This is a genomic window from Neobacillus rhizosphaerae, assembly GCF_050477885.1.
Classification (GTDB): domain Bacteria; phylum Bacillota; class Bacilli; order Bacillales; family Cytobacillaceae; genus Neobacillus; species Neobacillus rhizosphaerae_A.
Map to the genome: position 1 here is coordinate 13,521 of NZ_JBCNAC010000091.1, position 14,003 is coordinate 27,523.

General features: G+C 38.4%; 12 protein-coding genes. 4 read left to right on the plus strand and 8 right to left on the minus strand.

Features of this window, described 5'->3' with window-relative positions; genetic code table 11:
• Nucleotides 1–4: 4 nt before the first annotated feature.
• The 6 genes from larE to ABES03_RS12365 all read right to left on the minus strand — a co-directional run bounded on the left by larE (nt 5) and on the right by ABES03_RS12365 (nt 6,784).
• The gene (gene larE, locus ABES03_RS12340) at nt 5–808 is read right to left on the minus strand and encodes an ATP-dependent sacrificial sulfur transferase LarE (RefSeq protein WP_430117616.1); all 804 of its coding nucleotides are present in this window, start codon (nt 806–808) and stop codon (nt 5–7) included.
• Nucleotides 809–829: 21 nt separating this feature from the next.
• Complete coding sequence (gene pdxA, locus ABES03_RS12345; protein ID WP_430117584.1) at nt 830–1,822, minus strand: 4-hydroxythreonine-4-phosphate dehydrogenase PdxA; 993 nt, start codon at nt 1,820–1,822, stop codon at nt 830–832.
• Nucleotides 1,819–3,087, minus strand: a complete 1,269-nt coding sequence (locus ABES03_RS12350; protein WP_430117585.1) for a four-carbon acid sugar kinase family protein — start codon at nt 3,085–3,087, stop codon at nt 1,819–1,821. Before ABES03_RS12350 ends, pdxA begins: the two co-directional genes overlap by 4 nt.
• A gap of 16 nt (nt 3,088–3,103) precedes the next feature.
• Nucleotides 3,104–4,366: a nickel-dependent lactate racemase gene (gene larA, locus ABES03_RS12355; protein WP_430117586.1), complete on the minus strand. Its 1,263-nt coding sequence runs from the start codon at nt 4,364–4,366 to the stop codon at nt 3,104–3,106.
• 141 nt (nt 4,367–4,507) lie between these two features.
• Nucleotides 4,508–5,623, minus strand: coding sequence for a 2-keto-3-deoxygluconate permease (locus ABES03_RS12360; protein WP_430117587.1), 1,116 nt, complete (start codon nt 5,621–5,623; stop codon nt 4,508–4,510).
• Complete coding sequence (locus ABES03_RS12365) at nt 5,624–6,784, minus strand: glycerate kinase (RefSeq protein WP_430117588.1); 1,161 nt, start codon at nt 6,782–6,784, stop codon at nt 5,624–5,626. It abuts the gene before it with no gap.
• 145 nt (nt 6,785–6,929) lie between these two features.
• Between ABES03_RS12365 and ABES03_RS12370 the strand changes: the two genes are divergently transcribed.
• Both ABES03_RS12370 and ABES03_RS12375 read left to right on the plus strand, forming a co-directional pair.
• Complete coding sequence (locus tag ABES03_RS12370) at nt 6,930–8,036, plus strand: CdaR family transcriptional regulator (protein WP_430117589.1); 1,107 nt, start codon at nt 6,930–6,932, stop codon at nt 8,034–8,036.
• Nucleotides 8,037–8,154: 118 nt separating this feature from the next.
• A complete protein-coding gene (locus ABES03_RS12375; protein ID WP_308081254.1) occupies nt 8,155–8,436 on the plus strand; it encodes a YggT family protein in 282 nt (93 codons plus the stop codon).
• A 149-nt stretch (nt 8,437–8,585) separates the two neighbouring features.
• On the opposite strand, the gene ABES03_RS12380 is transcribed toward ABES03_RS12375, so the two are convergent.
• Entirely contained in the window at nt 8,586–9,269 is a 684-nt protein-coding gene (locus tag ABES03_RS12380; RefSeq protein ID WP_430117590.1) for a GGDEF domain-containing protein, read from the minus strand.
• A 243-nt stretch (nt 9,270–9,512) separates the two neighbouring features.
• On the opposite strand from ABES03_RS12380, the gene ABES03_RS12385 reads away from it, so the two are divergent.
• Nucleotides 9,513–10,742 carry an MFS transporter gene (locus tag ABES03_RS12385; RefSeq protein ID WP_430117591.1) on the plus strand — a complete coding sequence of 410 codons (1,230 nt, stop codon included), beginning with the start codon at nt 9,513–9,515 and terminating at the stop codon, nt 10,740–10,742.
• A 126-nt stretch (nt 10,743–10,868) separates the two neighbouring features.
• On the opposite strand, the gene ABES03_RS12390 is transcribed toward ABES03_RS12385, so the two are convergent.
• Entirely contained in the window at nt 10,869–11,510 is a 642-nt protein-coding gene (locus ABES03_RS12390) for a hypothetical protein (protein WP_430117592.1), read from the minus strand.
• A 166-nt stretch (nt 11,511–11,676) separates the two neighbouring features.
• On the opposite strand from ABES03_RS12390, the gene ABES03_RS12395 reads away from it, so the two are divergent.
• Nucleotides 11,677–13,683: a catalase gene (locus tag ABES03_RS12395; RefSeq protein WP_430117593.1), complete on the plus strand. Its 2,007-nt coding sequence runs from the start codon at nt 11,677–11,679 to the stop codon at nt 13,681–13,683.
• Nucleotides 13,684–14,003: the final 320 nt, after the last annotated feature.

Below are 14,003 nucleotides of genomic sequence, written 5' to 3' on the forward strand. Positions count from 1 at the left end.
TTTTCTACCTCTCAACCTCTTGCAAAACTTTGTTCATACTGCCACTTTTATAACCAATAAGATCCATCGTGACATACGTATATCCAAATTCTTGAAGTTTCGTTGTGATTTCTTGATGATGTTCCATTAAGTGTTGCATTTCTTGTGGTTCTACTTCAATTCTAGCAATCTCACCATGGGTACGTACCCGCACTTGCCGAATTCCAAGGGCTCGAATAGCTTGTTCAGATTTATCTATCTTTTTTAATTTTTCTATCGTAATGTGCTCTCCATAAGCAATCCTTGATGATAGGCAAGCAAAGGAAGGCTTATCCCAGGTAGGTAGACTCATTTGTTGTGACAGCTCACGAATTTCACTTTTATAGAGATCTGCTTCTTGAAGTGGTCCCCTTACATTGTATTCTCTCGCCGCCTTTGTTCCTGGCCTATGTTCCCCAAGATCGTCTGCGATTAGCCCGAAAGCTACATTATTGTAGTTATTTTCTACCATAATTGGTACAAGATGCTCAAACAAGCTTTTTTTACAAAAATAACAGCGGTTTGATGTATTCTCAGAATAACCTGGAATATTTAATTCCGATGTCTGAATTACCTCATGTTTTGCCCCCAGCTGTTCGGCAAGTTTAATAGCTTCTTGTAATTCCTCAAAAGGGTAGGTCTCACTATCTGCTGTTACAGCCAATACGTTTTCCCGGCCAAGAGTATCGAGTGCTGCCTTCAATAAAAAGGTACTGTCTACCCCGCCAGAAAAGGCGATGACTACTGTTTTCATTTCTCTTAATATTCCTTGAAGTTTGTTATATTTCATTTCTAGCAATTTAATCACCCTTTATCCATGTTTTGGGGCAAGCTCAACTGCCTGTCTTATTGCCTCCACTAGACTCTCTTCGCTTGCAATACCTTTACCCGCAATATCAAATGCTGTACCGTGATCCACACTTGTTCGAATGATTGGCAGTCCTACTGTAATATTGACGCCTGATTCCAGGCCTAATACTTTTATCGGCCCATGGCCTTGATCATGATACATGGCGACAATCATGTCAAAATCGCCTCGAGTTGCCCTAAAGAAAAGTGTATCAGCCGGAAGTGGTCCTACTACTTCAATCCCTTCCAATACTGCCTTTTGCACAGCAGGAGTAATTTTTTCCTCCTCTTCCCCATTTCCAAATAATCCATTCTCACCCGCATGTGGATTGATTCCACAAACGGCGATTTTAGGAGAAGGAATTCCAGCTTTTTTCAACGTCTGGTCCGCTAGTTGAATAACATTATAAACCCGTGTCGGATTAATCATTTCCACTGCTTTTATTAAACCAACATGAGTTGTTACATGAATGACTCTTAATTTAGGTGCGGTTAGCATCATGGCAAAGTCTTCTGTTCCAGTCAATTCGGCCAGAATTTCTGTATGTCCTGGAAAAAGATGACCTGCAAGATGAAGTGCCTCTTTATTTAAAGGTGCCGTACATATGGCATCAATTTTTTGTTCCTTTGCTAGAGAAATGGCTTTTTCTAGGTATCGAAATGAGGCATTCCCTGCCTCTTTGGATACCTTTCCTACAGGCAGTTGGTCACTTAAAAGCTTTAAGTCAAGGCATTCCACCGTCCCTTGCTCATACCTTGCTTCTTCCGTTTCTGAAATAGAATTGATTTTAAGCTCAGACCCTACAAAATTTACTGCCCGGGTTAATATGGTGCTATCACCTATTACCACAGGGTTACACATGTCAAAAATAGCTTGATTTTCTAGTGCTTTAATTATTATTTCTGGGCCAACGCCGGCTGCATCACCCATTGTAATAGCAATAATTGGTTTCATTGATTACCTTCTCCTTTTAATTGTTGTAACGCGTTGTAAAGGGACATCTCCGATCCGAATGCACCAGCTTTTGTTACCGTAAGTAAACGGGGGCCACCAATCATTCGCGATAAGGGCAAGCCCCTCTCGACTTCATCAATTAACTCTATCCCCGTCACACCAAGTTCTCTAGAGATTGATTTTGCCGTATCTCCTCCAGTTAAAATGATTCCTTGAAGTTGAAATTGACTAACAGCTTTTTTAACTATTTTCCCTAATGCTTCGACAATTACATAGGGGAGGTTTGGGTGTTTTGATAAAGAAGTACGCTGTACCTTTTCGACATTAACAACGACATCCTGTTTATTTTTCAAATGGACTATCAATTCCTCTTGGCACTTTACTATTTCTAATTCTCTCTCCTCTTTTTCTAAGAGATTATCAGGAATTAAGCTTACTATATTTACAGATGACAATTCCTGTAACGTTTCAACCTGGCGTTTGGCCACACTAGAGCGACTACCAGAAACAATCAATACCGGTTGCTTATTATTAACTACTTCTCTCCCTACTGGTCTTTTATGTTCTCCATTATTTTTGGGTACAAGAAACTCTGCTAATCCTGCAGAGCCGACCCACAAAACTCTAAATGGTAAATCCTTAAAACCAGTAACAATTTGTTGAAGATCTCGTTTGTTTTCTGCATCAATAACAAATAAGGTCTTTTCTTCGTTAATAAGCTCTTTCGCTTTTTGATAGATTACCTGAATATCTTGATTTAATAAATCCTTTGGAAATAAAGATGCCTCTCTTTTGGACTGATTTGATAGTAGTCTGATTATATTTGATTCTGTAACGGGTGTCTTAGGATCCTGAGCAATTTCCGTTTTTTCTATCGGCTCTCCATTTAAATAATGGATTCCATTTTTTGTGATTCTGCCCATAGAAGGTAAGGCCGGTACGATAATTGCGACATCAAACGAAAGCCTATCCATCAATCCATCTATCTCACTACCAATATTTCCGCGTAAAGTCGAATCTATTTTTTTATATATCATACCGACAACTTCTTCACTCAAGGTTGCAGCCACACGATCAACTGCTTGATAAGCTTCCTGCTGACTCAAAGCTCTACTGTCCGTATCATAAATGATGACATCAGCTTCAACATCTCCTACAGCAGGCTCATCAAAGAAGACAGCCGCTTTTAAACCTTTTTGGGTAAATTGAACTCCGGAGTCACATGCACCTGTTATATCATCTGCAATTAAAATGATTTTTTCCATTGTCCATCAGCCTCACTTACTCTTCGACGTAAGGAATGGTTAGTGGACCTAGCGGTAAAACAGCAATCGACATATTTTCACCGTAAGTTTGTTTTAATTCCTCCAACGTTTGTTCAATATTATGGCTCGGTTTTAGCATGGTACCAAGCACTTGTTCATCAGATAGCTGAGAGAAAACATGGATATCTGCCCAAACTTGAGTGACGGCTTGCTTTTGAACTTGCCATTGATCAAACATCTTAAAATTCGGATCATTAATAAGATCCAATAAAGCCTGTGGGCTTTCAGCTAATTCGAATATTTTCGAATAATTACCATGACTCGGAAGTCCATCAGAACATTCTGAAGCCACAATAATCGCTCCACCCTTTTTTACGATTTTATGTGCAGCGCTCATTCCTTTAACAGCTTGATAAAGATTTTGATCAAGCGGGTATCCGGAATTGGATGTAATTACGACATCAAATCGCTCCTCACATCTAATCATTGCATGTTGTTTCACAAATGCACACCCTTTGTCATGTGCTTCATACAATTCACCAGCGAATACAGCCGTAATTTCTTTTTCACGATTTAACGTTACATTTAACATAAAACTTGGTTTACACATCCGATTGATTTCACGAGTCATGTCTTGAACGGGATTATCCACCATATTGCCCCAAGTTGAACGTGCATCCCCTATCATTCTAGCGTTATGAAAGGTCATAATCGTTTCAATTCCGGCTATCCCTGGCATAATTCCTTTTGGGCCCCCTGAGAATCCAGCAAAAAAATGCGGCTCAATAAAACCTGTGACAATTCGAAAGTCAGCTTCTACATATTCCTTATTTAAATATACATCACACCCAAACCTACTCTTACCAATATTAACTAATGTTTCTTTATCATGACATTGATTGTTAATGATGCGTACATTATCTACTACCCATTCCCCTAGCATCTGTACAAATTCTTCTTTTGTTTGGTCACGGTGAGTACCTGTTCCATTAATAATGACAAAGTTTTCCAAAGGGACATGATCAAGCGCTTGAATCAATAGCGGCACTAGCTTGTGATTCGGTGTAGGTCGGGTAATGTCACTAATTACAATAGCCACTGTATCTGTAGACTTTACCATTTCCCTTAAAGGTGGTGTACCAATAGGATCGTTTAAAGCAGCTTTTATCGCTTCCTCATCATGATCTAATCCTGGCAAGTGATTCGGTTCTACAATAAAGGCATGATCAGGTATATTAACGGTTAAACCGTTTTTTCCATATAGTAAGGTTGTTTCCATAACTAAATCCCTCTCTTTTTGTTATTTGTGCAGGTCTATTTTGAAATGATCTTATAGAGAAGTATTACATTTTTTCAATTTATTGAAAATTTATTCGATAAAATAATCTCACCCCTGAAAGAGTACTCAGGGGTGAAATTTTTATTTTGCAATTGATTGAGGAGTAGCTTGGCTGGTTGCAACAACCTCAACTTTACCATCAATCCCTTTTCTCTTTTGATACTTATCAACAAGGATAACAGCAATCGGACATAAAATAGCTGTTGTTAAAACAGAAATTGATATTTGAGCTGTTGCTAGGTTAGCAATTTCCGCATAGCTAGCTGCCTCAGCCTTACTCATCATCCCTGCCCCAGCTGCAACTGCTGCTGCAGCTGCAATTGCTGCTGGAGTACCAACCGCGTTACCAGCAGTAGAAGCTTCTGAGACTGGTGCAATCATACTTTTTTCTCTAAATAATTTAAATACTAATATTCCAGTAGTTGCTGTAAGACCAGTAGTAAGAATTCCTAGTGTTAGGCCTGCTGCTACAACAGAAGGATTAAAGAAACTAGCAAAGTTCATTCCTGCACCTAAAGCAAAGGCAAAGAACGGTACCGGTAAAATTTCTCCTGGCTTTAAAAAATCACGAATTTCAGGGTCTAAATTTCCTAGAATCATTCCAATTGCAATAGGTAATAAAACGGCTATAAATGCTATAACTGGAAATTTGGAACCTAATAAACCTAAAGACATTAGAGTAAAGAAAGGACCGTCATTAAGTGATAAAACCGCAACTGCTCCTACATCTGAACGGTTTCCATATTGACCAGTTAATGCCGCATACATTCCACCATTACCATTTGTCATTGCTGCAATAATAGCCACTGTTGAAAGACCAAAAAGTCCTGCCATTGGATCAAATAGATATCCGAATAAAACCCCAATCCCTAATCCTGTTAAATATTTAGAAGTAGTAAGTAAGACACCCTTTTTTAAGGCAGATCCCCCCACTCTTACATTCATTTGGCTTCCTGCACTAAATAGAAATAATGCAATTAAGACAAGTGCGCCATTTTTAAAAAGGGCTTCCGAGAATCCTCCTATTCTTAGAAACTCATAATTCCCTTCTGGTGTTTGAGAAACTCCTAGAGATTTTAAAAAGTCCATTACAACCGGTATATGCAATTGGTCAACAGTATTTAGTAGTGCCCCTAGCATTAACGGGACAACCATGAGACCTCCAGGAACTTTTTCGATCGTTTGTTTAATTTTCATTTACGTGGCCACCTTTCCAGATTTTAATGTTTGAGAGTAAAAAAAGGATCTTACAACTTGTTCTGCACATTGTACTAGTAAATCTGCCGCATTCTCGATGGCTTCACTCAACGTCATAGGCTTGTTTAAAATACTATTAACGCTTACAATTCCATGTTGATATAAAACATCTATACCTGTCCCGATAGATCCGGCAAGAATAACTGTAGGAATATTCTGTAATTTCGCAGCCTGAGCTACCCCCATCGGAGTCTTTCCTGAGGCCGTTTGAAAATCTACTTGTCCCTCTCCAGTAATGACAAGGTCTGCTCCCTCGAGGGCCGCTTGAAGTCCTGTATGTTCAATAACAACATCAATACCTCGTTTCATACTAGAAGGAAAAAATGCTTGAAATGCCCCTCCAATTCCACCTGCAGCACCTGCTCCCGGTAAATCATGAAGATGGATACCGGTTACTTTTTCGACTTCATCTGCCCAATGAGCTAGACAACTATCTAACAATTGAACCATGTCGGGAGTTGCTCCTTTTTGTGGACCAAACACATGGGATGCTCCATGTAGGCCAATTAAAGGATTTTCTACATCTGAGGCAATCAGAAACCTACATTCTTGAATTCTCTCGTCAAAATTGCTTAAATCAATACAATCGATTTTTTCAAGCTCAATACCACCAGGTGAAATGCTGTCACCCTTTTCATCTAATAGGGCCAAACCTAAGGCCTGGAGCATTCCCGCTCCCCCATCATTGGTTGCTGATCCTCCTATTGCTAGAATAAATGACTTAAAGCCATCATCTAAAGCCCGTTTAATAAGTTCTCCCGTTCCAAAGGTAGTGGATTTTAAAGGATTAAGTTCTTCTCGAGGTACTAAGGAAAGGCCAGAGGCCTTAGCCATTTCAATGATACAGGTTTTTCCATCACCTAATATACCGTATTCAGCTTCAACCTTTTGACCTAGAGGTCCGGTAACATAGACTGGTACTTTTTGTCCATTAGTGGCAGCAACTAAAGTATCTAGAGTTCCTTCTCCACCGTCAGCAACAGGAAGACATAGACTAACGGAATCTGGAAATGCCTTGCGAATGCCTTTTTCTATTGCTTTAGCTGCTTCAACTGCCGTTAAACTCCCCTTAAATGAGTCTGGGGCTATGACAATTTTCATATCACCGCTCCTTTCGAAAACGCTTTCATTATTGATTTTCATTATACTAAGCTTGATTATAGAAAACATCGGGTGTACCATATAAAAAAAAGAGTTTATTTTTAGAATTTTTCGTATAGTTTAACTAAATTTCCGGAGGAAAAAGATGTTAACAAGAGAAATTGCAAAAACTATTGTACTAGAAACCTCTCTTCGCCTAAATCGAAATATCAATATTATGGATGAAAAAGGGATTATAATTGCCTCGGGCGATACTTCTAGAATCGACGATATTCATGAGGGAGCACTGGAAGTTTTAAAAAGCGGTAAAACACTTATCATTCATTCCAATGAAAAAGGAGTTTGGAGAGGAGCTCAACCTGGCATTAACCTTCCTATTCTTTTTCAGGATAGAATTGTGGGAGTGATTGGGATTACGGGAAATCCTGAGGACATTAAAGAGCTTGGTGGTATCGTAAAAATGACTACTGAGCTCATGATTAAAGAGAAGTTTATTGCTTCTCAATTAGAATGGAAACAACGCACAAAAGAAATGATTATTGAAGAATTATTGAAAGGTTCTCCTTCCTATAGCAATATCGAACGTGGACTTAATCTAATTGGATTAAACCTTACGTCACCATTTATCACACATATCATTCAATTAACAGAACGGAACATAACGAATCAATCATTAACTGATAAAATTGAAGGAATCATTGGCGAAAAGCACGGGCTTGTTGGATTCATTAGTATTAATCGAATGTTTGTTGCATTTTCAGGATTAACCCAGCAAGAATCAGACAAAAAGCTTCGGAGTATTTACCTTGAGTTGAAGAAACTCCGGTTGAAATTCCGGCTCGCCTACTGTACTCCTTTCCAATCAATGAGTAAATTCAACCAATCCTATATTGATTGTGACCTCGCCCTTAAAATTACTGATGTTGAAGAAGATTTGATTTCATTCGCTGAAGTGGAAGCAAAAGCGTTAATTTATAAAATAGATCATGCCTGGGGTGAAAGGTTCTCCAATAGAATCGTGAATAAAACGTTAATTAAATTTGCAGATACTCTTGAAGCTTATTTTAAAAACAACTTAAATATCCAAAAGACTGCTAATGACCTATATCTTCACAGAAACACACTCATTTATCGCCTTAATAAAATAGAAGAAGAAACAGGTTACGACCCCAAAGTGTTCAAAGATGCTTTAACTATACAACTTGCCCTTTGGACAGATAAAAAATTAAAAAGCGAGGAATTCATTAAATAAGAATCACAATATATTAATTATGATAATATTGAAACTTTCTTTGGGCTTATACGTATATGATCTTAGATAGAGGTAAAAAATTTGATTATCTAAAAAAATAATAGATGGGTGATTTATAGTGGGTTCTACGATTTTACTTATAGGAAGTTATGCTTTTGAAGCATATTATTGGCTTATTCTCATATCGATCTTTGGTTCCTGGTTTCCTCAATTTCAAACTTCAAAAATTGGTGGATGGGTTTACAAGCTAGTTGAACCATATTTAGGTCTTTTCAGACGATTTATCCCGCCTCTAGGACCAATTGACTTTTCACCGATCATTGCCTTATTTGTTTATCGCTATATCGGGGGCTTTGCGATGGAGGGGCTACGCCTTTCCTTGGATACGATTGGAATATAAGACATTTGGCGAACAGTGCGGTACTGTTCGCTATTTTTTTGATTATATATCCTACGCAACCATTCTCTCATTCCATCTATCACTTTCATGCTCATAAATGATTGAAAAATAAAATAGACCTTCAGTTATTGAAGGTCTATCACACTACTTTAACCTTGTTTTTGTGTCTTTACTCCGCTTTTGCGTTTATACATATTTCGATCCGCAATAATCAACAGTTCCTTCATTTCACAAGCATCACTAGGATAGACAGCTGTTCCGATGGAAACAGAAATATCCATTCCCATTTCATTTGACAACTGATATAAACCTGATTCAATCTTTTTCGTGATGGCTCTCGTTCTTTTCTGGTCAGAGTATGGTGAGACAATCAGGAACTCATCCCCACCCCATCTAGCTACAATATCTTGCTCACTCGTGCTCGTTAAAAGCACCTCTGTAATCTTCGTTAGTACCAAATCCCCTAGTTTATGGCCATACTTGTCATTTATTTGTTTAAAGTTATCGCAATCTATGACTGAGATCGTTAATTCCCCTATTTTTTTATCCATTTTTGCTAAAAGTTTTGGCGCACTCTGTGAAATAAAACGCCGGTTATACAGCCCCGTCAAAGCGTCTTTTTGCGAAAGAAACTTTGCTTTATCATATTGCAATCCTAACCACCAGAAAAACGGAGAAAGCAACGGAATAAATAGTAAGTCCCATTTATATTGACCATTCTCAATCATAAAGACGTATGAACCTTCATAGTCTATTAAAAAATAAAAAGAATGCCAGCCCAAAACTATGGTTATGTAAATAATAACTATACTAATTCTACCTAAATAGCTCATCTGACACCCCCATTTTTCATATGCTAATTTTACTATAAAACAGGAAATTTGTTACACATTTTACAAAATTAAAGAAAAAATAATTCTACCTAAACCGACAAAAATGGACAGGGTAACCCTGCTGTGTAAAACTTATACATAAGAAAATCTTATACTAAAACATAAAAAAATGTAAATTTTATTAAACGACCATACAGGTTATGATTAAGACGAATTAGGAATGAAAAAAAAGAAGGTTTTCACATGAGAGACAGTAAGTACTGGAATATAATGATTTCTTCCACTCTATCCTCACTTGGCAGCTCCATGTATTTTATCGCCGTTGCCTGGATTTTATATAAGATGACGTCCAACGCGACCTATACAGGATTGATGGTCGGCATGGGGTTCCTTCCCGGAGTGGTGCTCAATTTAGCTTTCGGAGTAATAGTAGATAAACAAAATCGTAAGAAGTTGACGGTGATTTCACTTGGGTTTGTCACACTAGCCATGATCATGCTTCTACTAGCTATGACTAGCAACATCCTCAAGCCTTGGATGATTATTCTTGTTCACATGATTGTTCAGACCTTTTCATCCCTGTTTAGAACGGCTCAACAAGCCTTTATCACGGAGCTTTATAAGAAAGAGGACATCCCTCGTATTTTCAGCGAAACCGGTTCGGCTGTATCTGTGGGCGGTTTAATCGGAACCTCATTATGCGGCGGTATGTTAACTATTTTTCCAACAAGTATTGTGATGTTATTTGTTTGTCTTACTTTTGCCATTGGCACGGTTTGTATGATGCTAATTAAATATGTTCCTAGAGTACGAACTTCAAACAGTAGTTTAAAATCAGGGATACTCGATTTAAAGGACTGTTTTGTATATGTTCATAAAAATCGGCTCATGTATTCGTTATTATTAATTATGTTTGTTGGCCAGTTGGTCGTTCATACTAGTGCTGGTATGTTATCCGTGTACACGAGTTCTTACTTACACGGCACAAGTACCTTATATGGAATTTTAGAATGTGCGACTTCCGTTGGAGCCATTATTGCAGGTGTAACAGCAACCTCCATTTTGTACAAAAGCAAAAACTATGTTTCTGGCTTGTCTTTCGGTATCACATCTATTGGTTTGTTGTTAATGACGTTGACCCGAAATAATATTGCTGCTTTTATCGCGATTCTCTTGATTGGATTAGGTACCACTTGGGTTCGAGTATTAATGCAATCTGTTCAACAGGTGTATACCGAACCTGGCTATTACGGACGGATGGCTGCCATGAGACAAACCATTAATCAAGGGGCCGTTACCATCGGAGCCCCCGTTCTAGGATGGATTGCAGAACATCATGGGGTTAATAATGCTTACGGTTCTCTATTAATTCCAGTGTTAGCCTTAATGGGATTCTCTCTGTTTTTTGCCACCCAGCAGACATTTAAAAATGTCATAGGGTCGATGATTCCACAAAGTCAGAGCATGAAATAGACTTTTTTCTTCAAGAGTATCGATCGTCGGATTTTTTTAATTCGCTGATAACCTGCTCAATTTCGCCGATAAACCATAAAATTAAAAGAGACAGTCGGGATCGAACCTCCCTGCTGCCTCTAATTTTTATGAAGGAATGATAATCTCCAGTTTCCCTTCTTTATTGGTCACCTCGACCACCTTGTCCACAAACAAATAAGGCGTATCGAACCTATCTTGCTTTTTGATATCTGCATAGCTATTATTAGCAGTCATCACGGGGAAAACGGCGTTAGTCTTTTTAAATAGATTTTGAGTAACCTCGATTTCAGCCATTAGAATGACTTGTTTATTGGAAATCGCAAAAAATAGTTTGCCAATCTCTCGTTCATTTTCATCCATAATAGATATCTGTTGCAGTATCGAAATCAAACAAGTAAGAAAATCATTTATTTTATCATTAGACAATCCCTCAAACTGACAATCTGCTAAAACTTTATTCAATCCCGCTTTGATCTCCTTGAAGGAAAACACATCTTCGATCCTTAGCGCAGCTTTCGTCCTACCAAGACTTTCAAACTTTTTCCTCGTCTCATAAAGGTATTCCTTTATAACCCCATTATACTTGCCACGGGTTAAAACAAAATCCGTAACCTCATTAACCCAGCGCAACTCCTTGCCTTGATTTCGGAGCAAAGGTAAAAATCCATAGATATCTTTCTCATCAAACGTACCTTCTGTCAGTTTTCCATAGTAATAATTCAGTAATGATTGCTCTTTCATATCCATTTCGTATTCTCCTAGATGTCTTGATACTAACTATTGTACATCAGTTTGAATAACAAACAATGAATTTCATAGATAAAAGATTTTGTACCCCAAAAATCGTTTGGCCATCCAATAAATGGGGTATCGAGAGCAGTAGGTAGATAGCTTTTACATAGGAGGGAAACGTATGGAAAATAAGAAGATGGCGCAATTACAGCAATCAATCATAGACAACGGGCAAAAGGCTGGTTTAACTACTAACCAAGGATTGAAAATGGCGGAAGATGAGTTTTCTTTAAAAGCTGGACTACGGGGTCCTACTCTTATGGAGGATTTTCACTTTCGAGAAAAAATGACGCATTTTGACCACGAACGGATTCCTGAACGTATTGTTCATGCACGCGGCACAGGGGCACATGGTGTTTTTCAGCTCTATGAATCTTTACAGGAATATACAAAAGCTGATTTTCTAACTGACACCACAAAAACAACACCAGTATTTGCCCGCTTCTCCACCGTACAAGGTTCGCGAGGATCAAGTGATACCGTTCGCGATGTCCGAGGATTTGCGACCAAATTTTATACAGATGAAGGAAACTTCGATTTAGTTGGAAACAATATGCCTGTATTCTTTATCCAGGATGCGATTAAATTCCCTGATTTTGTTCATGCTTTGAAACCTGAACCACATAATGAAATTCCACAAGGAGCCAGCGCTCACGATACATTCTGGGATTTTATCGGCCAAAATCCTGAATCAGCCCATATGATCATGTGGGTCATGAGTGACCGTGCGATTCCTCGAAGTCTACGTATGATGGAGGGCTTTGGTGTACATACCTTCCGTCTTGTCAATGCACATGGTAAAGCACATTTTGTAAAATTCCACTGGAAACCTGTCCTTGGTATTCATTCTCTTGTTTGGGATGAAGCACAAAGGGCTGCAGGTAAAAATCCTGACTACCATCGTCAAGATTTATATGAAGCGATCGAAAAAGGTGATTATCCTGAATGGGAACTGGGTGTACAGTTAATTTCCGAAGAGGACGAATTTAAGTTTGATTTTGATGTTTTAGACCCAACTAAATTATGGCCTGAAGAAGTGGTACCTGTAAAAATCATCGGTAAAATGACTTTGAATCGCAATGTTGACAACTTCTTTGCCGAAACAGAACAAGTTGCTTTTCACCCTGGCCATGTGGTACCAGGAATAGATTTTTCCAATGACCCACTTTTACAAGGACGATTATTTTCCTATACAGATACCCAACTTTCTCGATTAGGCGGTCCTAACTTCCATCAAATACCGATTAATAAACCGGTGTGTCCTTTCCATAACAATCAGCGTGATGGCATGCACCAAATGGCGATTCACCGCGGTCAGACAAGCTATCATCCCAACGGTCTCAATGCCAATCAACCAGAGCCGGTGCCAGTCGAACAAGGAGGATTTGAGCATTATCAAGAAAAGGTGGATGGACGTAAAATTAGAGGGCGGAGTGAAAGTTTCTTAGACTTTTACTCTCAGGCGAAATTATTTTATAACAGTCAGGCTCCTTATGAACAGCAGCATATAATGGACGCTCTTAGCTTTGAACTTGGCAAGTGTTATTCCGATCTGGTTAAAAATAATGCGGTTACGCTTCTTAACCATATTGATCGAAACATGGCCCAAGAAGTGGCTGAGAAAATAGGGGCGGTCCTGCCAGAAGAGAATCTCGAAGTCAAATCTGATAAAAAATCTCCTGCACTAAGCATGGCCAACACCATCAAGAAAACAGATACAAGAAGTGTAGCTATTCTAGTGACTGGCAATCCTGATACCTACCAATTAACAGAATGGATTAAAACGTTAGCCCAGAATAACTTGAATTATAGTATCGTCGCTAACAAGATTCAGCCGTTAAATGCTGTCTTAAAAGTGACGGATACCTTTGATACCGTTGATTCCAGTCTATTCGATGCAGCCATCTTAATAAGCAACGAAGCAAAACTTTCAGCACCTGCTTTGGAGTTTATTGAGACGACCTACAAACACTTTAAACCATTAGCAATTGCGGTAAGCGAACGTAATGCATTAGATTATAGCCGTGTACAGTTAGAAGAAGCCGGTGTCTTTGATTTAACCAAAACTGAGATCCAATCCTTTATTGAAGGGATTGCACAGGCTCGTTTCTGGGAACGTAAAATTTAATTTTTAGACTCTGTTATAACTGAATGATAATTTCACTGTATTTGAAAAATAAACGGAAAAATTCCGCTTAAATTGGGAAATACCCTTATTTCCTTAAAAATAAGGGAAGTTTTTCCGCTTATTTGATCAAAATCGTTGGATTTTGTCTTATTTAGAGCAGTTAACCGGAATATTTCCGCTTATTTCTGCTTCTTAGGCTTCCTCTTTATACAATAGCCGGAAATTCTCCGCTTATGAATTCTCATACCTATACGAAAATTAGCAAAGAATGATAACAGAACCAATTTAGCCCTAACCTTTTACTGGTTAGGGCTTTTCCT

Excerpts from the sequence above, each read along its gene's own strand:
- ABES03_RS12350 (WP_430117585.1), bottom strand. The coding sequence starts at position 3,087 with ATGGAAAAAATCATTTTAATTGCAGATGATATAACAGGTGCATGTGAC.
- ABES03_RS12380 (WP_430117590.1), bottom strand. The coding sequence starts at position 9,269 with ATGAGCTATTTAGGTAGAATTAGTATAGTTATTATTTACATAACCATA.
- ABES03_RS12360 (WP_430117587.1), bottom strand. The coding sequence starts at position 5,623 with ATGAAAATTAAACAAACGATCGAAAAAGTTCCTGGAGGTCTCATGGTT.
- ABES03_RS12395 (WP_430117593.1), top strand. The coding sequence starts at position 11,677 with ATGGAAAATAAGAAGATGGCGCAATTACAGCAATCAATCATAGACAAC.
- ABES03_RS12390 (WP_430117592.1), bottom strand. The coding sequence starts at position 11,510 with ATGGATATGAAAGAGCAATCATTACTGAATTATTACTATGGAAAACTG.
- pdxA (WP_430117584.1), bottom strand. The coding sequence starts at position 1,822 with ATGAAACCAATTATTGCTATTACAATGGGTGATGCAGCCGGCGTTGGC.
- ABES03_RS12370 (WP_430117589.1), top strand. The coding sequence starts at position 6,930 with ATGTTAACAAGAGAAATTGCAAAAACTATTGTACTAGAAACCTCTCTT.
- larA (WP_430117586.1), bottom strand. The coding sequence starts at position 4,366 with ATGGAAACAACCTTACTATATGGAAAAAACGGTTTAACCGTTAATATA.
- ABES03_RS12385 (WP_430117591.1), top strand. The coding sequence starts at position 9,513 with ATGAGAGACAGTAAGTACTGGAATATAATGATTTCTTCCACTCTATCC.
- ABES03_RS12365 (WP_430117588.1), bottom strand. The coding sequence starts at position 6,784 with ATGAAAATTGTCATAGCCCCAGACTCATTTAAGGGGAGTTTAACGGCA.
- larE (WP_430117616.1), bottom strand. The coding sequence starts at position 808 with ATGAAATATAACAAACTTCAAGGAATATTAAGAGAAATGAAAACAGTA.